Raw genomic sequence first — 26,098 nt, forward strand, 5'->3', positions numbered from 1 at the left:
GTTGTCTTTTTTTTGTGTCCAAAATATGCTATTTTCTTATTGAAAAGGAGGAGTGACATGACTAAACGGCAACTGAAATTTCACGACCATGAATTTGAGATTGATACTTATTGGTTAGATTCTTTAGATGATCAGCCTAAACCACTTGCCATTGTTTTTCCCGGTGGTGCATACAAATTTATTGCTGGAAGAGAGGCACAGCCAATTGCTTTAAAGTTTGCTTCAGAAGGGATCCATGCGATTGTGTTTGATTATCCTTTAATATCTGAGAAACAGGCAATCTATCCTTTGGTTTTACAGGAGATAGCAACTTTATTAAATTGGGTAGGTGAACAAAGTAAAGTACATAATATTGATTTAAACAAAATTTTATTGGTTGGATTTTCGGCGGGTGCCCATGTAGTTGCTAATTACAATACGTTGATGACTAATGAAGAAACGAAAAAAGAGATTTTTAAAGATGATATAAAAGTTCAGCCTGCAGCAAATATAATTGGTTATCCGGTTATCGATCTTACTTTAGGATGGCCAAAAGAAGATTGGGCAATGAAAATTAGCGCAGATATTTTATACTGGCAGGCTCAAGAACATTTAAATAATAATTCTAAACCAACTTTTATTTGGCAAACTGTCACTGATCAAACAGTCCCAGTTATGAATTCGTTAGTCTATGCTCAGAAGATGGAACTGCTGCATATTCCTTATGAACTTCATTTGTTTGCATCCGGTGGTCATGGCTCTTCACTGGCAACTTATGTAACACAAGATGGTAATGAGGATAATGTAAATTTTGCTAACGCTAAGTGGTGGGAGCTGTGTATGAATTGGTTGAAAGTCAGAGATATTTTACCAAAAGAGTAAACATAGATATGCAGCCGCACTAATGTATGGAATAAATCTGAATTTTATTTTCTTTGTTAATGTGAAATGAATTATACAGGCTAGGCAGGCAATTAAAATTATTTTCAAGATCATATCTAATCCTAAAAGGAATGCAAGAATCGTTAAAACTTCGATATCTCCTGAGCCGATACCTTTATTCAAATGATTTAATAGAGTTAATAGTGTATAAATGATTAAAGCTGGGATAAAATGTAAGTGCTGATTGTTGATAATTATGATTGGGACAAACAGTAGGTAGTGTGTTAAATAAACATAACCAAAGAGATGATCACTAATCGCCAAAAGGGTTAGGACAGTAAAAATCGGGATAATGATTATTAAATTTTTATGTGTTAATGCTGCTACCAGCAAGAAGGTTCCACCTGCAAATTCTGTTAGTGGGTATAACCGATCAATTGGAACGGTACAATATTTGCATCTACCTTTAGTAATTAAATAACTCCAAACAGGGATCAGCTCTAACCAGGTCAATGTTCTTTGACAATTGTCGCATTTTGAACGTCTAGTTGGTTTTATATGAGGATATTCGTGAGCAATTACTGTTAAAAATGACACTAGACTTGTGCCTAAAGTAAAAATTATTAGATTAAAAGCATAATTCATCTTTTATCACCTCAAAAGAAATTACGTAAATCATCGATAAGTTGCATTGACATAGTGATTTTTAGATGATATTCTAGTAGACGTGCTTTTATTGGCAGCAAGGTAAATTGTTATATGAATATAAGCTCATAATGTACACCACTAACGTGGTTTATTATTTTTCCAAAATTGTGAACCACCTGGATGTGTGTACTTAAATTTTTAGGAGGAAACTTTTAATGCCTACAATTAATCAATTAGTTCGTAAAGGCCGCAAGTCAGTCAGTTCGAAGTCAAATTCACCTGCCTTAAACTTCGGTTACAACAGTATGAAGAAAGTTGCTACAAAGAACCCAGCTCCACAAAAACGTGGTGTTGCAACTCGTGTCGGAACAATGACACCTAAAAAGCCTAACTCAGCTTTACGTAAGTATGCCCGTGTTAGACTTTCAAACCTTATTGAAGTTACAGCATACATCCCAGGTGTTGGACATAACTTACAAGAGCATAGTGTTGTTCTTGTTCGTGGTGGCCGTGTTAAGGATTTACCTGGTGTTCGTTATCACGTTGTTCGTGGTGCTTTAGATACTGCCGGTGTTGATGGACGTATGCAAAGTCGTTCAAAATATGGTGCAAAGAAGCCCAAGAAATAATAACAATTAAGAAATAATAACGTAATAACGGAGGAATTTAATATGCGTAAAGGTAGAGCTCCAAAACGCGATGTTTTGCCAGATCCAATGTATAACTCAAAATTAGTAACTCGTTTAATTAATCACTTGATGTACGATGGTAAGAGAGGTACAGCCTCATCAATCCTATATCGTTCATTTGATATTATCAAAGATAAAACTGGTAACGAACCATTGGACGTGTTTGAAGAAGCAATGAACAATGTTATGCCAGTTCTTGAAGTTAAGGCTCGCCGTATCGGTGGTTCTAACTATCAAATCCCTATCGAAGTACGTCCAGACCGTCGTACAACACTAGGACTACGCTGGATCGTTAGCTATGCTCGTTTACGTGGTGAACACACAATGGACGAACGTCTAGCAAACGAAATTATGGATGCAGCTAATAATACAGGTGCAGCTGTTAAGAAACGTGAAGATACACATAAGATGGCCGATGCTAACCGTGCATTTGCTCATTATCGTTGGTAGAATCTAGTATATTTGAGAGGAGAAACAATTTTTAATGGCTAATAAACGTGAATTTCCATTAGAAGATACTCGTAATATTGGTATCATGGCTCATATTGATGCCGGTAAAACAACAACTACAGAACGTATTTTGTATTATACTGGTAAAATCCATAAAATTGGTGAAACACATGATGGTGCTTCACAAATGGACTGGATGGCACAAGAACAAGAACGTGGTATTACTATTACATCAGCTGCTACAACTGCTGAATGGAAGGGTAACCGTATCAATATTATTGATACCCCAGGACACGTTGACTTCACAATGGAAGTTGAACGTTCATTACGTGTTCTAGACGGTTCTATTACTGTTCTTGATGCTCAATCAGGTGTTGAACCACAAACTGAAAATGTTTGGCGTCAAGCTACAACATATGGTGTTCCAAGAATCGTTTTCGTTAACAAGATGGATAAAATCGGTGCTAACTTTGACTATTCTGTTTCAACACTTCATGACAGACTAAATGCTAATGCACATGCTGTTCAAATGCCTATCGGTGCCGAAGACAATTTCGAAGGTGTTATCGACTTGATCGAAATGAAAGCCGATCTCTACGACGAAGATGAATTAGGTACAAAGTGGGATACTGTTGATGTTCCTGATGAATATGTTGAAGAAGCAACAAAGAAGCGTACAGAGTTAGTTGAATCTGTTGCCGAAGTTGATGACGACATCATGGAAAAATATCTTGATGGTACAGAAATCACAAATGATGAATTACGTGCAGCAATCAGAAAAGCTACTATTAATTTGAAGTTCTTCCCAGTTCTTGCAGGTTCTGCTTTCAAGAATAAGGGTGTTCAAATGTTGATGGATGCTGTTGTTGATTACTTGCCTTCACCATTGGATGTACGTCCATATAATGCTACAGATCCTAAAGATGATAGCCAAGTAGAACTTATGGCTGATGATAAGAAACCATTTGCCGGATTAGCATTTAAGATTGCTACTGACCCATTCGTTGGTCGTCTAACATACATTCGTGTATATAGAGGAACATTGGAATCTGGTTCATATGTATTGAATGCATCTAAAGATAAGCGTGAACGTGTTGGTCGTTTGCTACAAATGCATTCTAACCACCGTAAGGAAATCCCAGAAGTATTCTCAGGTGATATCGCTGCTGTTATCGGTTTGAAGAATACTACTACTGGTGATTCATTAACTGATCCTGATGATCCATTGATCCTTGAATCATTGGATATTCCAGATCCAGTTATCCAAGTTTCTATCGAACCTGATTCAAAGGAAGATAGAGATAAGATGGATATCGCTATCCAAAAACTATCTGAAGAAGATCCTACTTTCCAAGCTGAAACAAATCCTGAAACTGGTGAAACACTTATCTCTGGTATGGGTGAGCTTCATTTGGATATCATGGTTGACCGTATGAAACGTGAGTTCAAGGTTGCATGTAAAGTTGGTGAGCCACAAGTTGCTTACCGTGAAACATTTACACAACAAACAAGTGCTCAAGGTAAATTCGTTCGTCAATCAGGTGGTAAAGGTCAATATGGTGACGTATGGATCGAATTTACACCTAATGAAGAAGGAAAAGGCTTCGAGTTTGAAGATGCTATTGTCGGTGGTGTTGTTCCTCGTGAATACATCCCTTCAGTTGAACAAGGTTTGAAGGAATCAATGGAAAATGGTGTTCTTGCCGGATATCCATTGATCGATGTTAAGGCTAAGTTATATGATGGTTCATATCACGAAGTCGATTCATCAGAAGCTGCCTTTAAGATTGCCGCTTCAATTGCCCTACGTAATGCTGCTAAGTCAGCTGGTGCCGTAATTCTTGAACCTATCATGAAGGTTGAAGTTGTTACACCAGAAGAATATCTTGGTGATGTTATGGGACAAATTACTGCTCGTCGTGGACGTGTTGAAGGTATGGAAGCTCGTGGTAACGCTCAACTCGTTAACTCATTCGTTCCACTTTCAGAAATGTTCGGATATGCAACAACACTTCGTTCAGCTACACAAGGCCGTGGTACTTTCACAATGGTATTTGACCATTACGAAAAAGTTCCTAAGTCAATTCAAGCTGACATTATTAAAAAGAACGGTGGAAACACTGAAGAAAATTAATAAAAAAAACAACCTGAGAAATCAGGTTGTTTTTTTGTCTCTAAAAATAGAAGTTAAATTTTCTTCTTCTATCAACAAGGTTTAATAAAATAAAGCCGATCACCATAAAAATAAGAGCTTCGATAGCGGTAAAAATAAAATCATCCGTAGTTACTTTTCCGGTCATAATTTGGGTATTAGAAGCAGCAAATACCAAAATATCCATCAGTGCGTGAATAATTACAGGTATAAAGAAACAATCGGTATATAAATAAATACTAGCCAGAAAGATCCCTAAAGAGATTGCAAAGATAACTTGAATGATCGTATTGTTTAAATTTTGACCAGCAGTTGTATTAGATAAATGAATCAGTCCAAACATTAAACTACTCAATATAACTGCATAATATAATTTAAATCGATTATTTTTGAAAATAGACAAAAGAATGGTAATAAATACAAACCGGAAAACTAACTCTTCGGCAATACCAGCTTCAAGACCACTTAAAAAGTTAGTAATCGTTAAGTTCATTTTAAAATCATATGAAGTAAAAAGATTTAAGATGTTTTCCCCAGAACCAAAAGCGTTCCAAATTACAAACCAAATGCTGAATAGACAAACAGCAATTAATACTTTAAAGTTCATTTGTCTTGAAAAGTGTATTTTAGGAAATCCATAATTCCATTCCAACATGGCGACTAAAATTATTGCCGTGAAGGTCAGCGCTCCTAGAAAAGACGAATCAGATAAGATCCGTATTATATGATTGTTTGCAACATAAGTATCCATCACCATAATATCCAATGAACTTAGACCGTTAAAAATAAATAAGAAGACACTAACGATCAATTGCATTATCCGAGTTTTAATAGCACCGATCAAGATCACAGTGTAGGGGATATACATTATTACCCCATAAAGAATTATGATGTAAATTAACCATGAGTTCCAATTGTAAATAGTTGCTTGAATTAGTAGTGAGATACTGAAAGGAATAAGGATTGCTTGAATTATTATCTGGAAAAAGCGATTGATTTTTATCAGTTTCTTCCTATTAAAATGATCATAGATGATTAATCCTAATAAATTCAGTACAACTAGAAAGAAATATCCAAATTTTCTCTGTTGTATGCCAAAACCTAAAGTAATAAAGGCATTAAGACAGATTTGAACTATGAAGACAAATTTTGAAATTGCTTTTATTTGATAGGACATTAAAACCTCCTTTTATTTCTTGATTTAATTATCGCATATTTCATTTAAAAGATATCTTAACAAAATTTTGATTTAATATTCTTATTTACCTTGAAAATGACAAAATAATCGTGTATTATTATAAAAGTGCTTATTTCCAGAAGAAGTACGCGCCTAGTGGTATTTAAATAAATATCGACGGCTTAGAAGTGAGAGGTTGCGACACACCCGGCCGCTTTGCCACGGCAGGGCTGGCGGATATTTTCACGGAGCCGGTCATCTTGAAAGAGACAAAAAGGAGGTAACCCCATGGCAAGTCAAAAAATTCGCATTCGTTTGAAGGCTTATGAACATCGTATTCTAGATCAATCAGCTGACAAAATTGTGGAAACTGCAAAAAGAACTGGAGCAACAATTTCAGGTCCAATTCCATTGCCAACAGAACGTTCACTATATACAGTGTTGAGTTCACCACATAAGCATAAGGATTCTAGAGAGCAATTCGAAATGCGTACACATAAGAGACTTATTGACATTGTTAACCCATCACCAAAGACGGTTGATTCACTTATGAAGTTGGATCTTCCATCTGGTGTGGATATTGAAATCAAATTATAATTATTTAAAATAAATTATTGGAGGTGCAAACATGGCCAGAAAAGGAATTCTTGGTAAAAAAGTCGGAATGACTCAAATTTTCACTGATAACGGCGAACTTGTTCCAGTTACAGTTATTGAAGCTGAACCAAACGTTGTTATGCAAGTTAAAACAGTGGAAACTGATGGTTATGAGGCTGTTCAATTAGGTTTGGAAGATCGTCGTGAAGTATTGACAAACAAACCTGCCAAAGGTCATGCAGAAAAGGCAAACACAACTCCTAAACATTACATTCGCGAATTCCGCGATGTTGAAATGGGAGATTATGAATTAGGTGGAGAAGTTAAGGCTGACACATTTAATTCAGGTGATATTGTCGACGTTACAGGTATTTCAAAAGGACACGGTTTCCAAGGTAACATTAAGAGATTTGGACAAGCTCGTGGACCAGAAACTCACGGTTCAAGATATCACCGTGTTCCCGGTTCAATGGGTGCCATCATTAACCGTGTTTTCAAAGGTAAGATGTTGCCAGGACGCATGGGTAATAACCGTGTTACAACACAAAATCTTGCAATTGTAAAAGTTGATGCTGAACGTAATGCAATTATGATCAAGGGTAATGTACCCGGAGCAAACAACTCATTAGTTAAAATTCAAACAGCTGTTAAAGCTAATCAAAAATAGGAAGGAGGAAATGAGTTATGACAAAAATCACAGCTTATAAAGATAGCGGTGCTGAGAACGGTACTGTAGAAGCAAATGATTCAATCTTTGGTATCGAACCAAACAACAACGTAATTACAGATGCAGTTATTATGCAACGTGCCTCATTGAGACAAGGTACACATGATGTTAAAAACCGCTCTGAAGTTCGTGGTGGTGGTAAGAAGCCATGGCGCCAAAAGGGAACTGGACGTGCTCGTCAAGGTTCTATCAGATCCCCTCAATGGGTAGGTGGTGGTGTCGTATTCGGCCCTACACCAAGATCTTATTCATATCGTCTTCCTAGAAAAGTTAGCCGTTTGGCATTGAAGTCTGTACTTTCACAAAAGGCTGCTGACGGTAACCTTATCGTTATTGACTCAATTTCATACGACAAACCAAGTACAAAGAACTTTGCACAATTGCTTAATAAAGTAGGTGCTGATAACAAGGCTCTTGTAGTTGTTGAAGATGGTAATGACAACGTTGCCCTATCAGCAAGAAACATTGACAAAGTAACTGTTGTCGCACCAGAAGGTGTAAATGTACTTGACGTTGTTAACGCCAATAAGTTAATTGTTACAAAAGCAGCACTTTCTAAGATTGAGGAGGTGCTTGGATAATGAGCGCAAGAGACGTAATTATTCGCCCAGTTATCACTGAAAGCTCAATGGACGCTATGAGCGACAAGAAATACACATTTGATGTTGCTCTTGACGCAAACAAAGTTCTTGTAAGACAAGCCATTGAAGAAATTTTCGGTGTTAAAGTTAAACAAGTAAATATCATGAATGTTTCAGGTAAGAAGAAGCGCCAAGGTCGTTATGTTGGTCTAACAGCAAAACGTCGTAAGGCTATCGTTACTCTTACAGATGATTCAGATGAAATTAAGATTTTTGATGAAGAATAAATAAGGAGGTCAAATAATGGCGATTATCAAGTATAAACCAACCACAAACGGTCGTCGTAATATGACTGGTTCTGACTTTTCAGAGATCACTAAGACAACTCCAGAAAAGACACTTTTAGAATCACAAAGCCATACAGCTGGTCGTAATTCATACGGTCATATTACAGTTCGTCATCGTGGCGGTGGTCACAAACAAAAGTACCGTGTTATTGATTTCAAACGATTAAAAGACGGTGTTAAAGCTACAGTTAAGTCAATTGAATATGATCCTAACCGTACAGCTAATATTGCATTACTACACTACTCAGATGGTGTTAAGTCATATATCTTAGCTCCTAAGGGTCTAGAAGTTGGACAAATTGTTGAATCTGGTGTTGATGCAGATATCAAACCAGGTAATGCACTTCCACTTTCAAATATTCCAGTTGGTACAATTCTTCATAACGTTGAATTAAAACCTGGTAAGGGTGGCCAATTAGGTCGTTCTGCTGGTACATCAATTCAATTGCTTGGTAGAGATGGTAAGTATTCATTACTCCGTTTACCTTCAGGTGAAGTTCGTATGATTCTTTCAACATGCCGTGCAACAGTTGGTGCTATTGGAAATGAACAACACGAATTGATCAAGATTGGTAAAGCTGGTCGTAAACGTTGGCAAGGATTCAGACCTACAGTTCGTGGTTCAGTTATGAACCCTAACGATCACCCACACGGTGGTGGTGAAGGTAAAGCTCCTATCGGTCATCCATCACCAATGTCACCATGGGGTAAGAAGACCTTGGGTAAGAAGACTCGTTCATCACATGCCAAATCTGAAAAGCTTATCGTTCGTCATAGAAAAGGTAAGTAATTATTTCATTAGAATAATATAAGGAGGACATAAGATGAGTCGTAGTTTAAAAAAAGGACCATTCGCTGATGCACATTTGATGAATAAAATCGAAGCACAAGCAGATTCTGACAAGAAGTCAGTTATCAAGACATGGTCAAGACGTTCAACAATTTTTCCTAATTTTGTAGGATACACAATCGCAGTTCATGATGGGCGTAAGCACGTTCCAGTTTACATCCAAGAAGACATGGTTGGACATAAGTTAGGCGAGTTCGTACCTACACGTACATTCCATGGTCATGGTACAGACGATAAGAAGACTAAGAAGTAATAAGAAGGGAGACTTAAAAGATGGCAGAACAAGAAATTACATCTGCAACAGCCAGAGTAAAAAATGTTCGTATTGCACCTCGCAAAGCTCGCCTTGTTATTGATTTAATAAGAGGCAAGAACGCTGCTGAGGCACTTGCAATTTTGCAATTCACACCAAGAGCAGGCTCTCCAATTATTGCTAAAGCTCTTAAGTCAGCAATTGCAAACGCAGAACATAACTTTGATTTAGATGCCCAAAACCTATTTGTTAGCGAAGCATTCGTTAATGAAGGACCAACTTTGAAGCGTTTCCGCCCAAGAGCTAAGGGTTCAGCATCACCAATCAATAAAAGAACAAGCAGTATCACAGTTGTAGTAAGTGAAAAAAATTAGTATTGGAGGTAATTTGAGTGGGTCAAAAGATTAATCCAGTTGGATTCCGTGTCGGCGTTATTCGCGATTGGGATGCAAAATGGTACGCAGAAAAAGACTTTTCAACATTTTTACATGAAGACCTTAGAATTCGTAAGTATATTGAAGATAAGCTTTCAAATGCTTCCGTATCAAGAATTGAGATCGAACGTACTGCAAAGAACGTAACCGTTTCAATTCATACCGCAAAACCAGGAATGGTTATCGGTAAGGGTGGTTCTGAAGTTGAAAAATTACGTAACGAACTAAACAAATTAGTTAACAGAAACATTCATATTAATATTATTGAAATTAAGAAACCTGATTTAGATGCAAAACTTGTTGGTGAGAACATTGCTCGTCAACTAGAAGCTCGTATTGCATTTAGACGTGCACAACGTCAAGCTGTTCAACGCTCAAGACGTGCAGGTGCTAAAGGTATTAAAGTTCAAATTTCTGGTCGTTTAAACGGTGCTGATATGGCTCGTAGAGAATGGCATACAGAAGGAACTGTTCCTCTACACACATTGCGTGCAGATATCGATTATGCTTGGGTAGAAGCTGCTACTACTTATGGTAACTTAGGTGTTAAAACTTGGATTTACCGTGGTGAGATTCTACCAGCTAAGCCAGAACATAATGATGCAAAAAACGAAGAGAAAGGAGAATAATCTATGCTAGTACCAAAACGTGTAAAACACCGTCGTGAATTCCGTGGAAAGATGCGCGGAGAAGCTAAGGGTGGTAAAAATGTTGATTTTGGTGAATATGGTTTGAGAGCACTTGACTCAAGCTGGATCTCAAATAGACAAATTGAAGCAGCCCGTGTTGCTATGACTCGTTACATGAAGCGTGGTGGTAAGGTTTGGATTAAAATCTTCCCTCATAAATCATACACCGCAAAAGGTGTTGGAGTTCGTATGGGTTCTGGTAAAGGTGCACCTGCAGGTTGGGTTGCCCCAGTAAAACGTGAGAAAATCTTGTTTGAAATAGGTGGAGTTCCTGAAGAAGTTGCTCGTGAAGCCTTGAGACTTGCATCTCACAAATTACCAGTTAGAACAAAGTTTGTAAAACGTGAGGAAGTAGGTGGCGCTGATGAAGGCTAGTGAAATCAAAGAGCTAACTGCTGCTCAATTACAAGATAAAGTTAAAGAATATAAAGAAGAACTTTTCAACTTGCGCTTCCAACAAGCTACAGGCCAATTGGAAAATACAGCTCGTTTGAATGCTGTTAGAAAAAACATTGCAAGATTAAGAACTGTTCAAAATCAAAAGAATAACGATAAATAATAAACAGGAAGGGAGATATCAAGTTGAGCGAAAAACAAGAAGACCGTAACAGCCGTAAAGTATATCAAGGACGCGTTGTTTCAGATAAGATGGATAAGACAATTGTTGTTGTTGTTGAAACATACAAGAAACATCCAGTTTATAAGAAGCGTGTTAGATATTCTAAGAAATTCTACGTTCAAGATGAAAAGAATGAAGCTAAGGTTAATGACGTTGTACGTATCATGGAAACTCGACCTTTGTCAAAGACAAAGCGCTTCCGTTTATTAGATATCGTCGAGAAAGCAGTTATTATCTAGTTTAAAACTGATGAGAGGAGGACCAAGAAGTGATTCAACAAGAAAGTCGTCTAAAAGTTGCAGATAACTCTGGAGCTCGTGAAATTCTAACTATTAAAGTTCTTGGTGGTTCAAACCGTAAGACAGCTAACATCGGAGATGTTATTGTTGCTACTGTTAAACAAGCAACACCAGGTGGCGTTGTTAAAAAGGGTGACGTCGTTAAGGCAGTTATCGTAAGAACTGTATCCGGTGCTCACCGTACAGATGGTTCTTACATCAGATTTGATGAGAATGCTGCCGTTATTATTAACGCTGATAAGACACCTAGAGGAACTCGTATTTTCGGACCTGTTGCTCGTGAATTACGTGATAATGATTTTATGAAGATCGTATCATTAGCACCAGAAGTTCTATAAAAAGATCAATATAATTCAGGAGGTGCTGAATAGTGTTTGTAAAAACTGGAGACAATGTTGTAGTTATTGCCGGTGATAGTAAAGGTACACAAGGTGTAGTTAAAAAAGCTATTCCTAGTGAAAACAAAGTTATCGTTGAAGGCGTTAATGTTGTAAAGAAACATTCAAAGCCAAGCAATACACAACCTCAAGGCGGAATCGCTGATGTTGAGAAACCTATTAGCGCAACTAACGTTAAAGTTGTAAAGAAATCAACTGATAAAGAAGATAAGTAAGAAAGGAGAAAACTAAATGGCTAATGCATTAAAAGAAATGTATGTAAAAGAAATTACACCATCAATGATGGAAAAATTCAATTACACATCTAACATGCAAACACCAAAGATTGACAAGATCGTTTTAAACATGGGTGTTGGTGATGCTATTGCTAACTCAAAGAATCTTGACGAAGCAGTAGAAGAATTAGGACTTATTTCTGGTCAAAAACCTTTGATCACAAAAGCTAAGAAGTCTATCGCCGGATTCAGATTACGTGAAGGTATGTCAATCGGTGCTAAGGTTACACTTCGTGGTGACCGTATGTATGACTTCCTTGACAAGTTAATTAATATCGCTTTGCCTCGTGTTCGTGATTTTCACGGTGTAGGTACTCGTTCATTTGATGGTCGTGGTAACTATACACTAGGTATTAAAGAACAATTGGTTTTCCCAGAAATCGATTATGATAAGGTTAACAAAATTCGTGGATTGGACATCGTTATTGTTACAACAGCAAATACTGATGAAGAATCACGTGAATTATTAACACAATTAGGAATGCCATTTTCAAAATAATAATGGAGGTCAAATTCAATGGCTAAGAAGTCTCAAATAGTACGTAATCATAGACCTGCTAAGTTCTCTTCACAAGAGTACACACGTTGCGAACGTTGTGGTCGTCCACATTCTGTATATCGTAAGTTCAAGCTTTGCCGTGTTTGCCTTCGACAATTGGCCCACAAAGGTCAAATTCCTGGCATGAGAAAAGCTAGTTGGTAAGATATTAAAAAGAGGAGGTAAAATAAATGGTCATGACAGATCCTATTGCGGATTATCTTACAAGAATCCGTAACGCAAATATGGTTAAACATGAATCTCTAGAAGTGCCTGCTTCAAACATTAAGAAGAGCATAACTGAGATTTTGAAAAATGAAGGATTTATCAAAGATTACGAAATCATTGAAGATAACAAACAAGATGTTATTCGTATTGTCTTAAAGTATGGTAAGGATCAACAACGTGTAATTACTGGCTTGAAACGTATTTCAAGACCAGGTTTGCGTAGTTATGTAGATTCAGACAACGTGCCTAAGGTCCTTAATGGATTAGGTATTGCTATCCTTTCAACATCAAAAGGTGTTGTAACTGATAAAGAAGCCCGTGCACAACGTGTTGGTGGCGAAGTTCTTGCATACGTTTGGTAAAATTTTTAAAAGATAAGGAGGTGCACGAATTTGAGTCGTATCGGTTATAAAGTAATTGAAGTCCCAGAAGGCGTAACAATTACTCAAAAAGATGAAGATATTACTGTTAAAGGCCCTAAGGGTGAATTAACAAGACATTTTGATCCAAAAATCAAGTTAACTCTTGAAGGTAACGAAGCTAAGTTCGATCGTGAAAGTGATAATGATAAAGCTCTTCACGGAACAATGCGTTCAAACCTAAACAACATGGTGCTTGGTGTAACAGAAGGTTTCGAAAAGAAGCTTGAACTTAGAGGTGTTGGTTACCGTGCACAAGTTAAAGGTGACACACTAACACTTTCAGTTGGTTACTCACATCCTGTAGTTATGGATGCACCAAAAGGTATCAAAATTGAATCACCTTCAAATACTGAAATCAATATTTCTGGTATCAGTAAACAAAAGGTTGGCCAATTTGCTGCCGTTATCCGCGACGTACGTCCCCCAGAACCATATAAGGGTAAAGGTATTCGTTATGTTGATGAATATGTTCGTCGTAAAGAAGGTAAAACTGGTAAATAGTAAATAATTAGTATGAGGTGAAAATTGTGATTTCTAAACCAGATAAAAACAAAGCACGTCAAAAGCGCCAAAAACGTGTTCGTGCCAAGATCTCTGGTACTGCTGAGCGCCCACGCTTAAATGTATTCCGTTCAAATAAAAACATTTACGCTCAAGTAATTGATGACGTAAAGGGTGTAACGCTAGCAAGTGCCTCATCTCTTGATAAAGAGGTAAGCGACGGTTCTAAAGTTGATGAAGCTGCAGCCGTTGGTGCATTAGTTGCCAAAAGAGCACAAGATGCCAAAGTCAGTGATGTTATCTTTGATCGTGGTGGATATATCTATCATGGTCGTGTACAAAGTCTCGCTGAAGCAGCTCGTGAAAATGGGCTAAAATTCTAGAAGGAGGAAACCAAATTTATGACATATATCGATCCATCTCAAATGGAATTAGAAGATCGCGTTGTCTCAATCAACCGTGTCACAAAGGTTGTTAAAGGTGGACGCCGTCTACGTTTTGCTGCTATCGTAATCGTTGGTGACAAAGATGGTCACGTTGGATTCGGAACTGGTAAAGCTCAAGAAGTTCCCGAAGCTATTCGTAAGGCTGTTGAAGATGCCAAAAAGAACTTAATTAGTGTTCCTATGGTTGGTTCAACAATTCCTCACGAAGTTATCGGTAGATTCGGTGCTGGTAGAATTATGTTGAAGCCTGCCGTTGAAGGTTCTGGTATCGCTGCTGGTGGTGCCGTTCGTGCCGTGCTTGAATTAGCCGGTGTTGGTGATATTACAAGTAAGTCACTTGGTAGAAATACACCAATTAACGTTATTCGTGCAACAATCGAAGGATTAAAAGAAATTAAAACAGCTGAAAGCGTTTCTGAGATGCGCGGAATTTCAGCCCAAGAATTGCTTAACTAAAAGAAAGGTGCGTAATTATGGCTAAACTTAAAATTACTCTTATTAGAAGTGCAGCTCACCGCCTTCCTGCTCAACGTACAATTGTTAAAGAACTAGGACTCGGAAGAGTTAATAGTTCAGTTGTTAAGCCGGACGATCCTGCAATCCGTGGTGCTGTATTAAAAATCGCTCATCTAGTTAGCGTTGAAGAAGTTAAAGATTAATAAATTTTAAAGATTAGGAGGTGCAAGAATGGAACTAAACGAACTTAAGCCAAGTGCTGGCTCAAGACACTCAAGAAAGCGTCTAGGTCGTGGTACTTCAAGTGGCCAAGGTAAAACTGCTGGTCGTGGACAAAAAGGTCAATTAGCTAGATCAGGTGGTAAAACACGTATTGGTTTTGAAGGTGGACAAATGCCATTGTTCCGTCGTATGCCAAAGCGTGGATTCAAGAATATCAATCGCAAGGAATACGCTATTGTAAACCTTAAAGATTTAAGCAAATTTAATGACGGTGCTGAAGTTAATGTTGATACATTAAAAGAAGCTGGAATTGTTAAAAAACAATTCAACGGAGTTAAGTTACTTGCTAACGGAGAAGTTAGTGCTAAATTAACAGTTAAAGTTACTAAAGTTTCTGAGGCTGCTAAAAAAGCAATTGAAGCTGCTGGTGGAACTGTAGAGGTGATCTAATGCTTAAAACTATCAGAGATGCTCTAAAGGTTAAAGAAATCCGTCAAAAGATTCTCTTTACCTTGTTGTTACTTGTTATCTATCGTTTGGGATCGCAAATCACAGTACCTGGTGTCAATGCTTCGGCAATGGACAAGGTTAGTTCTTCAGGGTTAGTTCCCCTATTGGATACTGTTACTGGTGGTGGTCTTGCAAATTATTCTATTTTCTCAATGGGTGTTTCACCATTCATCACCGCACAAATTGTTGTTCAACTTTTACAAATGGACATTGTTCCAAAATTTGTTGAGTGGAGTAAACAAGGTGAGGTTGGTCGTAGAAAACTAAATCAAGTAACGAGATATTTGACGATTGTTTTAGGTTTTGTTCAATCAATCGGAATTACTGCTGGTTTTAATCAACTTAGTGGTTTAGGACTTGTTAAATCTCCTAATATTCAGGCATTTATTACTATCGGTGTTATTTTAACCGGTGGTACAATGCTTCTTACTTGGATTGGTGAACAAATCACCGATAAAGGCTTAGGTAACGGTGTTTCAGTTATTATCTTCGCTGGTATTATTGCTAGATTCCCTAATGGAGTTTATCAAATTTACCGTGATAACGTAATCAACGCAAGCTCCGCTGACCTAGGTAAGAATATTGCATTCATGGTTGGATTGGTAATAGCTGTTCTGGTCGTTGTTCAATTTGTTACATATGTACAACAAGCTAACAGAAGAGTTCCAATTCAATACACAAGACGTGCAGCCGGAAGTGGTAGTGAAAGTTTTCTACCATTAAAGGTTAATGTTGCTGGTGTTATTCCCGTTATCTTTGCTAGTTCATTTATTGTAACTCCTCAAACAATTTTGATGGCGTTCCAAGCAAATCATAGTGAAGATAGCTGGTATCAAGTGTTAACAAATATATTCAGTATGCAGACAACAACAGGATCATTACTATACACATTGCTGATCGTGTTATTCACGTTCTTCTACGCATTTGTTCAAGTAAATCCTGAAAAACTTGCAGAAAACCTACAGAAACAAGGCGCTTATATTCCAGGTGTTTGGCCTGGTAACGAGACGATCAAGTTTATGTCCGGAATTTTGATGAGATTGTCTACTGTTGGTTCAGTATTCTTAGGATTAGTTTCACTACTTCCATTACTTGCCGCAAATATCTTCGGCTTACCTCAATCTATCGGATTGGGTGGTACAAGTCTTTTGATTATTGTTGGTGTTGCATTGGAAATGGATCGTCAATTAAGAGGTCTATTAATGAAACGTGAATACGTTGGTTTTATTAGATAATAGGAGATGTGACAATGAATATCGTATTGATGGGTTTACCCGGAGCTGGTAAAGGTACTCAAGCTGAAAAAATTGTTGAAGATTTTAATGTAGTCCATATTTCTACTGGTGATATGTTTAGACAAGCTATGGCTGATGAAACCGAAGTTGGTCTAAAAGCCAAAAGTTTTATGGATAAAGGCGAGTTGGTTCCTGACGACGTTACCGAAGCTATTGTTGAAGAGCGTTTGGCTAAAGATGACGTTCAAAAGAATGGATATATGCTTGATGGATTTCCGAGAACTCTTGAACAGGCAAATGCTTTACAGACAATTGCAAAGAATGTAAACAAACCAATAGATGCTGTCATCTATATTGATGTAAAGCCTGAGTCATTAGTAGATCGTTTATCTGGAAGATATATTTGTTCTAAATGTGGAGCAACTTATCATAAGATTTATAATCCTACAAAGGTTGAAGGAACATGTGACGTCTGTGGCGGACATGATTTCTATCAACGTGATGATGATAAACCAGAAACTGTAAAGAATAGATTAAAAGTTAATATTGAAATGAATACACCATTAATTGATTTTTATGATAAGTTAAACTTGTTATATAAGATCAATGGTGAACAAGAAATAGATGAAGTTTATAACGAAGTAAAGAAAGTTTTACAAAGTCTGTAAAACTTTTTACTTTGAATTGTTTACATAACTAAAAAATTATTGTATAATTTCGCGGTATATGCAGGCGAATTTCATCCCGATGGAGGTTAATGTCTTTGGCAAAAGAAGATGTCATTGAAGTAGAAGGTACAATTTCAGAAACATTGCCTAATGCAATGTTTAAGGTAAAACTTGAAAATGGGGCAACAGTATTGGCTCATGTGTCAGGTAAAATCCGTATGCACTATATCAGAATTTTGCCCGGTGACAAGGTTACCGTGGAATTATCCCCTTATGATTTAACCAAGGGAAGAATTACATATAGATACAGATAATAATTTATTTTAATGGAATGGAGGTTCCAACATGAAAGTAAGACCATCCGTTAAACCTATGTGTGAGCATTGTAAGGTAATCAAAAGACGTGGACGCGTCATGGTTATTTGCTCTGCAGATCCAAAACACAAACAAAGACAAGGATAATAAATATAGGAGGTGCAATTAATGGCTCGTATAGCAGGTGTAGATTTACCTCGTGATAAGAGAATCGTTATTGCCTTAACATACATTTTTGGTATTGGTAATACAACAGCTCAAAAAATACTTAAAGACGCCGGCGTTTCCGAAGACGTTCGTACAAGAGATTTAACTCCTGATCAAGAAGATAAGATTCGTGCAGAAGTTGACAAGGTACGTGTTGAAGGTGACTTACGTCGTGAAGTAAGTATGAATATCAAGAGACTACAAGAAATTGGCTCATATCGTGGTATGAGACACAGACGTGGATTGCCCGTTAGAGGTCAAAACACAAAGAATAATGCAAGAACTCGTAAGGGTAAGAAAGTATCTATTGCTGGTAAGAAGAAGTAATTATAAGATAGGAGGTTAATTCATGGCACAAAACAAAGGTCGTAAACGCCGTACTAAGAAGCATATTGAGTCCGGAGTTGCACATATCCACTCTACATTCAATAACACACTAGTTATGATCACTGATGTTAACGGAAACGCTGTTTCATGGTCATCAGCTGGTGCATTAGGATTCAAAGGAAGCCGTAAATCAACACCATTTGCCGCACAAATGGCTGGAGAAGCAGCTGCTAAAGAATCAATGGAACAAGGTATGAAAACAGTTGAAGTAGCTGTTAAAGGTCCTGGTTCAGGTCGTGAAGCTGCAATTCGTTCATTACAAGCCACAGGTTTGGAAATTACAGCTATTCGTGACGTTACACCAGTTCCTCACAATGGTTCACGTCCTCCAAAGCGTCGTCGTGTATAGAATGGTTTTGGTTTTATACCCATATGAACTAAGCTACACACATTTCGTTTTGAAAGGGGAACTAACCGAATGATCGAATTTGAAAAGCCAACTATTACTGCCGTTGAAGAAAGCAGCGATTATGGTAAATATATTATCGAACCGTTGGAAAGAGGATATGGTACAACATTAGGAAACTCTTTGCGTAGAGTTTTGCTTGCATCATTACCTGGAACAGCGGTATCAGACATTCAAATAGATGGTGTATTGCATGAATTCTCAGCCGTTGATGGTGTAATTGAAGACGTTACACAAATTGTGCTTAACGTTAAGAAGTTAAACCTCAAATCTCATGCTGAAGACAGTTTAAAAGCTGAAGTAGACATTGTCGGACCAGCAACTGTAACAGCTAAGGATATTAAAGCTGATGATGATTTGGAAATCCTTGACCCAGAACAATTTATTTGTACTGTTGCTGAGGGTGGACATTTCCATATGCAATTAACAATTAAAAATGGTCGTGGATATACTCCTGCAGAACAAAATAAAACCGACGAAACACCTATCGGTGTTTTACCAGTTGACTCAATATTTACTCCAGTAGATAAGGTTAACTACCAGGTTGAAAACACTCGTGTGGGTAAGAGAAACGACTTTGATAAGTTGACCATTGATATCTGGACAAATGGTTCAATTGGACCACGAGAAGCTATTAGTTTGTCAGCTAAGATCCTTACAGAACATTTAACAAGTTTTGTTAATCTTACTGAAGAAGCTAAGAGCGCTGATATGATGATCGAAAAAGAAGAAACACAAAAAGAGAAGAAGCTTGAAATGACAATTGAAGAATTGGACTTATCAGTTCGTTCATACAATTGTTTGAAGCGTGCTGGTATTAATACTGTGCAAGAGCTTACTGAAAAAACTGAAGCAGATATGATGCGTGTTCGTAATCTTGGACGTAAGTCATTAGTTGAAGTTAAAGAAAAGTTATCTGATCTTGGATTATCATTAAAGCAAGAAGACTAGAAGTCAAATTCAAACAGGAGGTATAGACATGGGCTACCGTAAATTAGGACGTACAAGTTCTCAAAGAAAAGCAATGTTACGCGATTTAACTACTGATTTAATCATTAATGAACGTATTGTTACAACTGAAACTCGTGCTAAGGAAATCAGTCGTACAACTGACAAAATGATTACCTTAGGTAAACGTGGCGATCTACATGCTCGTCGTTTAGCTGCTGCTTACGTTAGAAACGAAGTTGCTAATATTACAGAAGAAGATGATGCGGTTGTTGTTCAATCAGCACTTCAAAAATTGTTCAGTGATATTGCACCTCGTTATGAAGACCGTAACGGTGGATATACACGTATTTTGAAGACTGCACCTCGCCGTGGAGATGCAGCTCCAATGGTTATTATTGAACTAGTTTAATAATTAATCGTTTATTAATAAAAATCAGTCATTCTGATAAATTAGTGAGTGTTAAGATGATGGCAACTGCCAAGTCTATCTCTGAGATCCTTTGAAAAAGGGACACTAATTTGTCGAATGATTTTTTTTTACCAAAAAAGTGGTTTTTCCTATATGATAGACTTAGCATATTACAAGAGGTATTCAAGTGGAAAATATAATCTCAATAAAAGATGTCACATATACATATCCGGAATCAAAAGTTTCAGCAATCAATAAGCTTTCTTTAGATATTCATCGCAATGAATGGCTGTCTATTGTTGGTAAGAATGGAAGCGGTAAATCAACATTGGCTAAGTTGATAGATGGGTTGATAGAAAGTGAATCTGGAAGGATTATAGTTGACGGTCAAGAAGTAAATGAACAAAATATTTGGAATATTCGTTCAAAAATTGGTATCGTCTTTCAAAATCCTGATCATCAATTTGTTGGCGCTACGGTTGAAGATGACGTGGCATTTGGTTTAGAAAATCAAGGTATGCCAAGAGACGAGATGGTAAAACAAGTTGATGAGGCTTTAGCAATGGTTGATATGCAAGAGTATAAGACTCGTGACCCTCAGTCTCTGTCAGGTGGTCAAAAACAGCGTGTAGCAATTGCCGGAGTTTTAGCTACTAAACCTTCAATAATTATTATGGATGAATCCACAAGTATGCTGGATCCTAATGGACGAAGAACAGTTTTAAACCTAGTTAAACAATTACGCAAACAACAAGATATGACGATCATCTCTATTACACATGATATTGAAGAAACAGAATTATCAGAAAGAATTGTTGTTTTAAAATCAGGTGAGGTTGTACAAGAAGCTGATCCTAAGTCCATTTATAATATGGGTTCAGAATTGATAAAATACGGGCTAGAAGAACCGTTTTCAAATCAAGTGGCATCTTTACTTAGAGATGAATTAAAATTGCCTAAGGGCTATTTAAATGAAGAGGAGCTTATTCAAAACATATGGAAATTATCTTCAAAAATGTAACTCACTCATATGAAGCAAATAGTCCTTTAGAGGGACTTGGATTAGATGATGTCTCGTTAACTATTCATGATAAAAAGTTCACTGCAATCGTTGGTAAAACAGGTAGTGGTAAGTCGACCTTGGTTCGTCATATAAATGCCCTTTTAAAACCAACATCAGGCAGTATCATGGTAGGGGATCGTGAAATAACATCCGAAACTAATAATAAAAACTTGAAACCTCTTCGTAAAAATGTAGGTATGGTCTTTCAATTTCCGGAAAGTCAGTTATTTGAAGATACTGTGGAAAAAGATATCATGTTCGGTCCAATGAATTTTGGAATGTCAGAAAGTGATGCTAAAGAATCTGCTCGTAAAATGATAAAATTAGTAGGTCTGGAAGAAGATTATTTGGATAAGTCACCATTCGATTTATCTGGGGGGCAGATGAGACGAGTGGCAATTGCCGGTGTCCTCGCTAGTAATCCGGAGACTATTATACTTGATGAACCAACCGCTGGATTAGACCCAGTGGGTAGAAAAGAAATTATGGATCTATTTAAGAATCTACAAGAGCAGGGAAGAACTGTTATTTTAATCACGCATAATATGGACGATGTGGCAAATTATGCTGAGGAAATGGTAGTTATTCACGATGCCAAAGTTGTAGCTTCTGGTAAGCCAAAGGATATTTTTAATGATAATAAGTTATTAAAAAATGATATTTTAACTTTGCCTCGTAGTGCAGTTTTTGCACAGAAGCTAGCTCAAAGAGAATTTTCTTTTCCACAATTACCTATTACAATCAGTGAATTAACTACTGAAATAAAACGACAAGTTCATGGTGATTAAATGAATAAATTAATACTTGGTAGATACTTACCTGGGGATTCGATAATTTATCGACTAGATCCACGTGGTAAATTTTTAATAACATTTTATTTTATTGGAATTGTTTTTTTAGCAAATAATGTTGTGTCATACGGTTTCCTTCTATTATTTGTATTATTCTCAGTCTACATATCAAAAATTAACTTAGGATTCTTTATTAAGGGATTGCGACCGATGTTGTGGCTGATCTTATTCACAGTCTTATTGCAATTATTCTTTACTCCAAGTAATGACCCTATTTGGCATTGGGGAATCTTTACTTTATCCACCGATGGGATGAGAATAGCTTCCTATATTTTTATTCGATTTGTTCTGATCATCTTTATTTCCACACTTTTGACTTTAACAACGACGCCGATTGAAATATCTGATTCGATCGAGAGTATCCTAAAGCCATTGAAAGTAATTAAATTTCCAGTTACACAAGTGGCTTTGATGTTGTCGATTGCTTTGAGATTTGTTCCATTATTGATCGATGAAACGACAAAAATCATGGATGCCCAAAGAGCCCGTGGAGTTGATTTCGGTGAGGGTGGTCTAATGCACCGGATAAAGTCGTTTGTGCCCATTTTGATACCATTATTTGTCAGCAGTTTTTCGATTGCATATGATCTTGCTATTGCAATGGAGTCACGTGGTTATAAAGATGGTGAGGGGCGTAGTAAATATCGTGTCTTGAGTTGGTCTAGGCGTGATAATATCGCATTAGCGGTAATGATTTTAATAACAATTATTTTATTATTCATTCGGAGCTATTAAATGACAAGATATAAATTAACGATTGCCTATGATGGAACTAAATTTCATGGATTTCAAAGGCAACCTAAATTACGAACTGTACAAGGAGTCTTGGAAAAGGCTCTTTTTAAAATGACTAAGGGAAAAGAAATTGATGTTTTTGGCTCAGGTAGAACTGACGCTGGAGTTCATGCTTTTGGTCAAGTGATCCATTTTGATTATCCAGGGGAGATCCCAGCAAATAGTATGTTAAAGGCAATCAATTCGCTGATGCCTTTAGATGTAATAGTTAAAGATGCCCAAATTGTTGATAACTCATTTCATGCAAGATTTGGTGTGAAGAAAAAGACTTACCAATATCGTGTAGATTGTGGACATTATACTGATCCATTTAAAAGGTTTTACACAGGCCATTATCCATACAAATTCGATTTAAAGAGAATTGAGGAATCTATCAAGGATCTTCAAGGAACTCATGACTTTAGTAGTTTTGCGGCCTCTGGTGGAGTAATTGAAAATAAAGTTAGAACTATCTATGCTGCAACGGTAAAATTTGATAGTGTGCAAAATGAATTGATCTTTGAGTTTACTGGCAATGGATTCCTATATAATATGGTTAGGATTATGGTTGCCACTTTACTAGAAATTGGTAATGGCAGACGAGATGTTCATGATTTTATTAGACTATATGAAGCTAAGGACAGACAAGAGGCAAGAGGGACAGCACCAGCCAGCGGGCTCTATTTAAAAGAGGTATTTTACTAAAATTTATCTGTGGATAATTATTGACTTATAGTGAAATACCAAGTATTATTGTTGTTGGTATTGTTTGCCCCACGATGAGCCCCGGAAACTTATTGAGTGTCAAACAGACGAGAAACTGGAGGAAATTATGCGTACAACACCATTAGCTAAAGCAAGTGAAGTTGAACGTAAGTGGTATGTAATTGATGGTGAAGATGTCGTTTTAGGTAGACTTTCATCAGTTGTTGCTGCAATTCTTAGAGGTAAGAATAAGCCAACATACACACCTAACGTTGATACAGGTGATAATGTAATTATCATTAATGCAGATAAAGTAAAATTAACAGGTAAAAAAGCCAAGGGAAAGATTTATTATTCTCACTCAGATCATCCAGGTGGTTTGAAGAGCATTAGTGCCGGTGAAAAGAGAGCAACAAAACCTGAATTGTTTGTTGAAGACTCAATCCGCGGTATGTTACCTAAGAACAGTCTTGGTCGTAAAGAAATCATGAAGTTGCATGTATATGCTGGTTCAGATCACAAACACCAAGCACAAAATCCAGAAACATTGGATATCAACAAACTAATTTAAGGAGGAAAACATTTTGGCACAAGTATCATATGCTGGAACAGGCCGTCGTAAAGACTCAACAGCCCGTGTTCTATTAGTTCCCGGAAACGGAAAAATTACTATCAACAAACGTGATGTCAAAGATTACATTCCTTTTGACAATTTGATTGCTGATATGAAACAACCATTGGATGTTACTGAAACAGGTTCAAGCTACGACGTTATTGCTAACGTTAACGGTGGAGGCTTCTCAGGACAAGCTGGTGCAATCAGACATGGTATTGCAAGAGCACTTCTTGAAGTTGATCCAGACTTCAGACCATCTCTTAAGTCAGCTGGATTCTTAACACGTGACCCTCGTATGAAGGAACGTAAGAAGCCAGGTCTAAAGAAAGCTCGTAAAGCTTCACAATTTTCAAAACGTTAATATATTCCAGATATTACACTTTGGACACTCACCTTTTTGGTGAGTGTTTTTTTGTGTCTGGTTTAAATTTTTAAGTATTCCTTTTAGTGATGGGTGGATATTATATATAAGTATTTTACATAGTTAGGATTTTAAATTATGATAACTTTATTGATTATGAGAAGGAATTACAAATGAAAAAAATTTGGTCATTGTTTTTATTATTGAGTTTATTCTTTATATTAGGTGGATGTATACAGAATAATAAGCGCAACAGTGCTCCATCAGTAAAGATTAGTCAAAAGAAGATAAATCGACAAGATAGTCAAAAAATAATTATCACAATTAAAAATAAGAAACTAACAGCTCATTTAAACAATTCGAGTGCTGCTAAAACTTTTTCAAAAGGATTACCAAAAACATTGAGTTTCCGTGATTATCCAGGTTTACCTGAAAAGATAGCTGATCTTGGATACAAATTACCAACGGACGGCATGCCCAAAGGTCACGCTGGAACTCGTGGTAGTATTGGTTATTGGTCGCCACAAAGGCGGATCGTATTTTATTGGGGGACCGAAGATTATTACGAAGGAATTCATATTATCGGGCACTTTGATACAAATGAATACCGATCGATCATTAAAAACATGGGTAATAATGTTAACGTGAGAATAACGAGAGCAGAGTAGTCCGTTTAAAAAATTGCTTATAAGTAAACTAGATTAGGAGAAGAAAATTTATGTCTAAAGAAAGTGCAATAAGAGTAACACCTAATGATGAGTATTATATTTTTAAATTAGATAGATCAGTCATTCGAGAACATGTATATTATAAAACGCGCTATGATGTTGAGATCGCAGCTGATCTATATTATAGTAAGACGCTAGATAAAAATAAAAATAACCCTGCATTAGTTATTGGACCTCCATTTGGCGGGGTTAAGGAACAAGGACCTGGTGTTTATGCTAATCAGTTAGCACAACGCGGATTTGTTGTTATTGCTTTTGATCCAGCATACCATGGATATTCTGGTGGTATGCCACGGTATAGTGGATCACCAGATACTTATGTTGAAGATTTTTCAGCGGCAGTTGACTATTTAGGGTCGCTATCATATGTTGACCGCAAAAAAATTGGTGCCTTAGGGATATGTGCTTCAGGTGGTTTTGCATTAGCGGCAACGGCTCAAGATATGCGGATCAAGGCAGTTGCGACTAGCGTAATGTATGATATTCCGCATCTAGCTAATTTGGCAACGGGAAAAGAACGTGCAATCCAGTTGGCGACTTTAAGTGAACAACGTTGGTCCAATATTTCTGCTAAACAAGAAAATTATCCAAATCAGCCAGTAACAAAATTTCCAAAGGGTTTAGATCCAGTATCACATGAATTTTTCAGTTTCTATGGTTTTAAACGAGGCTGGCATCCAAATGCTTTGTCCAACGTTACTGACGTATCAAATTTGAGTTTTATGAACTTTGAAGCAACTTCTAGAATTAAAGAAATCAGTCCTAGACCAGTAATGTTAGTCACTAGTGAAGAAGCTCATTCGAAAGCATTTAGTGAAGAAACTTACGCTAAACTAGCTGAACCAAAAGAATTAGTTGTTGAACCACTTGGCAAACATGTTGACTTTTATGATGATTTATCAATTATTCCATTTGATAAGTTTGAAGAATTTTTCAAAAATAATCTTTAGAGGATTGTTCTTATTTGCGGTTGATCATATGCAATTACACTTTGGACACTCACCTTTTTGGTGGGTGTTTTTTGTTGATAAGTGTAAAATGATAATATAAATA

43 protein-coding genes are annotated in these 26,098 nt (G+C 36.9%); 41 read left to right on the plus strand and 2 right to left on the minus strand.

From position 1 onward, the window contains the following. Positions 1-57: 57 nt before the first annotated feature. Entirely contained in the window at positions 58-861 is an 804-nt protein-coding gene (locus EKM77_RS06945; RefSeq protein ID WP_125593331.1) for an alpha/beta hydrolase, read from the plus strand. Here the strand turns inward: EKM77_RS06945 and EKM77_RS06950 are convergent. Beyond that, positions 847-1,506 carry a prepilin peptidase gene (locus EKM77_RS06950; RefSeq protein WP_125593332.1) on the minus strand — a complete coding sequence of 220 codons (660 nt, stop codon included), beginning with the start codon at positions 1,504-1,506 and terminating at the stop codon, positions 847-849. The two genes, EKM77_RS06945 and EKM77_RS06950, sit on opposite strands and share 15 nt — an antisense overlap. A gap of 218 nt (positions 1,507-1,724) precedes the next feature. Between EKM77_RS06950 and rpsL the strand changes: the two genes are divergently transcribed. Genes rpsL through fusA form a run of 3 tightly spaced genes read left to right on the plus strand, consistent with a single transcriptional unit; the run spans position 1,725 to position 4,782 of the window. Beyond that, positions 1,725-2,138 (plus strand): 30S ribosomal protein S12, encoded by a 414-nt coding sequence (gene rpsL / locus EKM77_RS06955; protein ID WP_125593333.1) that lies wholly within the window; start codon positions 1,725-1,727, stop codon positions 2,136-2,138. A gap of 42 nt (positions 2,139-2,180) precedes the next feature. Then, positions 2,181-2,648 (plus strand): 30S ribosomal protein S7, encoded by a 468-nt coding sequence (rpsG, locus tag EKM77_RS06960; RefSeq protein ID WP_057766372.1) that lies wholly within the window; start codon positions 2,181-2,183, stop codon positions 2,646-2,648. Positions 2,649-2,682: 34 nt separating this feature from the next. Further along, a complete protein-coding gene (gene fusA, locus EKM77_RS06965) occupies positions 2,683-4,782 on the plus strand; it encodes an elongation factor G (protein ID WP_125593334.1) in 2,100 nt (699 codons plus the stop codon). Positions 4,783-4,822: 40 nt separating this feature from the next. Here the strand turns inward: fusA and EKM77_RS06970 are convergent, their stop codons facing one another. Continuing rightward, entirely contained in the window at positions 4,823-5,977 is a 1,155-nt protein-coding gene (locus tag EKM77_RS06970; RefSeq protein ID WP_125593335.1) for a CPBP family intramembrane glutamic endopeptidase, read from the minus strand. 288 nt (positions 5,978-6,265) lie between these two features. On the opposite strand from EKM77_RS06970, the gene rpsJ reads away from it, so the two are divergent. The 37 genes from rpsJ (at position 6,266) to EKM77_RS07155 (ending at position 25,995) form a co-directional block, all read left to right on the plus strand. Continuing rightward, positions 6,266-6,574, plus strand: coding sequence for a 30S ribosomal protein S10 (rpsJ, locus tag EKM77_RS06975; protein ID WP_125593336.1), 309 nt, complete (start codon positions 6,266-6,268; stop codon positions 6,572-6,574). Positions 6,575-6,605: 31 nt separating this feature from the next. Further along, positions 6,606-7,241, plus strand: coding sequence for a 50S ribosomal protein L3 (gene rplC / locus EKM77_RS06980; protein ID WP_125593337.1), 636 nt, complete (start codon positions 6,606-6,608; stop codon positions 7,239-7,241). Between the two features lie 17 nt (positions 7,242-7,258). Then, on the plus strand, positions 7,259-7,882 hold the full coding sequence (rplD, locus tag EKM77_RS06985; protein WP_125593338.1) for a 50S ribosomal protein L4: 624 nt from the start codon (positions 7,259-7,261) through the stop codon (positions 7,880-7,882). Further along, entirely contained in the window at positions 7,882-8,169 is a 288-nt protein-coding gene (gene rplW, locus EKM77_RS06990; protein ID WP_125593339.1) for a 50S ribosomal protein L23, read from the plus strand. The genes rplD and rplW overlap by 1 nt, the downstream gene beginning before the upstream one ends. A 16-nt stretch (positions 8,170-8,185) precedes the next feature. Then, a complete protein-coding gene (rplB, locus tag EKM77_RS06995; protein WP_125593340.1) occupies positions 8,186-9,019 on the plus strand; it encodes a 50S ribosomal protein L2 in 834 nt (277 codons plus the stop codon). 34 nt (positions 9,020-9,053) lie between these two features. Beyond that, positions 9,054-9,332: a 30S ribosomal protein S19 gene (rpsS, locus tag EKM77_RS07000; protein ID WP_125593341.1), complete on the plus strand. Its 279-nt coding sequence runs from the start codon at positions 9,054-9,056 to the stop codon at positions 9,330-9,332. 20 nt (positions 9,333-9,352) lie between these two features. Next, entirely contained in the window at positions 9,353-9,706 is a 354-nt protein-coding gene (gene rplV / locus EKM77_RS07005) for a 50S ribosomal protein L22 (RefSeq protein ID WP_057766355.1), read from the plus strand. 17 nt (positions 9,707-9,723) lie between these two features. Further along, a complete protein-coding gene (gene rpsC / locus EKM77_RS07010) occupies positions 9,724-10,395 on the plus strand; it encodes a 30S ribosomal protein S3 (RefSeq protein ID WP_125593342.1) in 672 nt (223 codons plus the stop codon). 3 nt (positions 10,396-10,398) lie between these two features. Further along, entirely contained in the window at positions 10,399-10,830 is a 432-nt protein-coding gene (rplP, locus tag EKM77_RS07015) for a 50S ribosomal protein L16 (protein ID WP_125593343.1), read from the plus strand. Continuing rightward, positions 10,820-11,014 (plus strand): 50S ribosomal protein L29, encoded by a 195-nt coding sequence (gene rpmC, locus EKM77_RS07020; protein ID WP_057766349.1) that lies wholly within the window; start codon positions 10,820-10,822, stop codon positions 11,012-11,014. Before rplP ends, rpmC begins: the two co-directional genes overlap by 11 nt. Before the next feature lie 23 nt (positions 11,015-11,037). Beyond that, entirely contained in the window at positions 11,038-11,313 is a 276-nt protein-coding gene (gene rpsQ, locus EKM77_RS07025; protein ID WP_125593344.1) for a 30S ribosomal protein S17, read from the plus strand. A 29-nt stretch (positions 11,314-11,342) separates the two neighbouring features. Then, complete coding sequence (rplN, locus tag EKM77_RS07030; protein WP_057766345.1) at positions 11,343-11,711, plus strand: 50S ribosomal protein L14; 369 nt, start codon at positions 11,343-11,345, stop codon at positions 11,709-11,711. Positions 11,712-11,743: 32 nt separating this feature from the next. After that, positions 11,744-11,986 (plus strand): 50S ribosomal protein L24, encoded by a 243-nt coding sequence (gene rplX, locus EKM77_RS07035; RefSeq protein ID WP_125593345.1) that lies wholly within the window; start codon positions 11,744-11,746, stop codon positions 11,984-11,986. Between the two features lie 16 nt (positions 11,987-12,002). Beyond that, positions 12,003-12,545 (plus strand): 50S ribosomal protein L5, encoded by a 543-nt coding sequence (gene rplE, locus EKM77_RS07040; RefSeq protein WP_125593346.1) that lies wholly within the window; start codon positions 12,003-12,005, stop codon positions 12,543-12,545. Positions 12,546-12,563: 18 nt separating this feature from the next. Further along, on the plus strand, positions 12,564-12,749 hold the full coding sequence (locus tag EKM77_RS07045) for a type Z 30S ribosomal protein S14 (RefSeq protein WP_125593347.1): 186 nt from the start codon (positions 12,564-12,566) through the stop codon (positions 12,747-12,749). A 26-nt stretch (positions 12,750-12,775) separates the two neighbouring features. Continuing rightward, positions 12,776-13,174: a 30S ribosomal protein S8 gene (gene rpsH, locus EKM77_RS07050; RefSeq protein ID WP_125593348.1), complete on the plus strand. Its 399-nt coding sequence runs from the start codon at positions 12,776-12,778 to the stop codon at positions 13,172-13,174. Between the two features lie 30 nt (positions 13,175-13,204). Continuing rightward, on the plus strand, positions 13,205-13,735 hold the full coding sequence (rplF, locus tag EKM77_RS07055; protein WP_125593349.1) for a 50S ribosomal protein L6: 531 nt from the start codon (positions 13,205-13,207) through the stop codon (positions 13,733-13,735). A 17-nt stretch (positions 13,736-13,752) separates the two neighbouring features. Continuing rightward, positions 13,753-14,118, plus strand: a complete 366-nt coding sequence (gene rplR, locus EKM77_RS07060; protein ID WP_318530708.1) for a 50S ribosomal protein L18 — start codon at positions 13,753-13,755, stop codon at positions 14,116-14,118. Positions 14,119-14,136: 18 nt separating this feature from the next. Then, a complete protein-coding gene (rpsE, locus tag EKM77_RS07065) occupies positions 14,137-14,637 on the plus strand; it encodes a 30S ribosomal protein S5 (RefSeq protein ID WP_125593351.1) in 501 nt (166 codons plus the stop codon). A 17-nt stretch (positions 14,638-14,654) separates the two neighbouring features. Continuing rightward, complete coding sequence (gene rpmD / locus EKM77_RS07070) at positions 14,655-14,840, plus strand: 50S ribosomal protein L30 (protein ID WP_057766328.1); 186 nt, start codon at positions 14,655-14,657, stop codon at positions 14,838-14,840. 28 nt (positions 14,841-14,868) lie between these two features. Continuing rightward, a complete protein-coding gene (rplO, locus tag EKM77_RS07075) occupies positions 14,869-15,309 on the plus strand; it encodes a 50S ribosomal protein L15 (protein WP_057766326.1) in 441 nt (146 codons plus the stop codon). Then, on the plus strand, positions 15,309-16,604 hold the full coding sequence (gene secY / locus EKM77_RS07080) for a preprotein translocase subunit SecY (RefSeq protein ID WP_125593352.1): 1,296 nt from the start codon (positions 15,309-15,311) through the stop codon (positions 16,602-16,604). The genes rplO and secY overlap by 1 nt, the downstream gene beginning before the upstream one ends. 14 nt (positions 16,605-16,618) lie before the next feature. Beyond that, positions 16,619-17,272: an adenylate kinase gene (locus EKM77_RS07085; protein WP_125593353.1), complete on the plus strand. Its 654-nt coding sequence runs from the start codon at positions 16,619-16,621 to the stop codon at positions 17,270-17,272. 95 nt (positions 17,273-17,367) lie between these two features. After that, positions 17,368-17,586, plus strand: a complete 219-nt coding sequence (infA, locus tag EKM77_RS07090; RefSeq protein ID WP_010018544.1) for a translation initiation factor IF-1 — start codon at positions 17,368-17,370, stop codon at positions 17,584-17,586. 31 nt (positions 17,587-17,617) lie between these two features. Beyond that, positions 17,618-17,734: a 50S ribosomal protein L36 gene (gene rpmJ / locus EKM77_RS07095; protein ID WP_010018546.1), complete on the plus strand. Its 117-nt coding sequence runs from the start codon at positions 17,618-17,620 to the stop codon at positions 17,732-17,734. 21 nt (positions 17,735-17,755) lie between these two features. Next, positions 17,756-18,121, plus strand: a complete 366-nt coding sequence (gene rpsM / locus EKM77_RS07100) for a 30S ribosomal protein S13 (RefSeq protein WP_125593354.1) — start codon at positions 17,756-17,758, stop codon at positions 18,119-18,121. A gap of 22 nt (positions 18,122-18,143) precedes the next feature. Beyond that, the gene (gene rpsK, locus EKM77_RS07105; RefSeq protein ID WP_057766319.1) at positions 18,144-18,530 is read left to right on the plus strand and encodes a 30S ribosomal protein S11; all 387 of its coding nucleotides are present in this window, start codon (positions 18,144-18,146) and stop codon (positions 18,528-18,530) included. A 69-nt stretch (positions 18,531-18,599) separates the two neighbouring features. Next, entirely contained in the window at positions 18,600-19,538 is a 939-nt protein-coding gene (locus tag EKM77_RS07110; RefSeq protein WP_125593355.1) for a DNA-directed RNA polymerase subunit alpha, read from the plus strand. 28 nt (positions 19,539-19,566) lie between these two features. Continuing rightward, positions 19,567-19,947, plus strand: a complete 381-nt coding sequence (gene rplQ, locus EKM77_RS07115) for a 50S ribosomal protein L17 (RefSeq protein ID WP_125593356.1) — start codon at positions 19,567-19,569, stop codon at positions 19,945-19,947. Positions 19,948-20,134: 187 nt separating this feature from the next. Continuing rightward, a complete protein-coding gene (locus EKM77_RS07120; protein WP_164507733.1) occupies positions 20,135-20,968 on the plus strand; it encodes an energy-coupling factor transporter ATPase in 834 nt (277 codons plus the stop codon). Continuing rightward, entirely contained in the window at positions 20,944-21,798 is an 855-nt protein-coding gene (locus tag EKM77_RS07125; RefSeq protein WP_125593357.1) for an energy-coupling factor ABC transporter ATP-binding protein, read from the plus strand. The genes EKM77_RS07120 and EKM77_RS07125 overlap by 25 nt, the downstream gene beginning before the upstream one ends. Then, a complete protein-coding gene (locus tag EKM77_RS07130; protein WP_125593358.1) occupies positions 21,799-22,596 on the plus strand; it encodes an energy-coupling factor transporter transmembrane component T family protein in 798 nt (265 codons plus the stop codon). Next, complete coding sequence (truA, locus tag EKM77_RS07135; protein ID WP_125593359.1) at positions 22,597-23,340, plus strand: tRNA pseudouridine(38-40) synthase TruA; 744 nt, start codon at positions 22,597-22,599, stop codon at positions 23,338-23,340. 127 nt (positions 23,341-23,467) lie between these two features. Next, the gene (rplM, locus tag EKM77_RS07140) at positions 23,468-23,911 is read left to right on the plus strand and encodes a 50S ribosomal protein L13 (protein ID WP_125593360.1); all 444 of its coding nucleotides are present in this window, start codon (positions 23,468-23,470) and stop codon (positions 23,909-23,911) included. Between the two features lie 13 nt (positions 23,912-23,924). Then, the gene (gene rpsI / locus EKM77_RS07145) at positions 23,925-24,317 is read left to right on the plus strand and encodes a 30S ribosomal protein S9 (protein ID WP_191987447.1); all 393 of its coding nucleotides are present in this window, start codon (positions 23,925-23,927) and stop codon (positions 24,315-24,317) included. A gap of 173 nt (positions 24,318-24,490) precedes the next feature. Further along, positions 24,491-24,985 (plus strand): cyclophilin-like fold protein, encoded by a 495-nt coding sequence (locus EKM77_RS07150; RefSeq protein WP_125593362.1) that lies wholly within the window; start codon positions 24,491-24,493, stop codon positions 24,983-24,985. A gap of 50 nt (positions 24,986-25,035) precedes the next feature. Further along, a complete protein-coding gene (locus EKM77_RS07155; protein WP_125593363.1) occupies positions 25,036-25,995 on the plus strand; it encodes an alpha/beta hydrolase in 960 nt (319 codons plus the stop codon). Positions 25,996-26,098: the final 103 nt, after the last annotated feature.

The sequence above is a fragment of the Companilactobacillus baiquanensis genome, from assembly GCF_003946605.1.
Lineage (GTDB): Bacteria > Bacillota > Bacilli > Lactobacillales > Lactobacillaceae > Companilactobacillus > Companilactobacillus baiquanensis.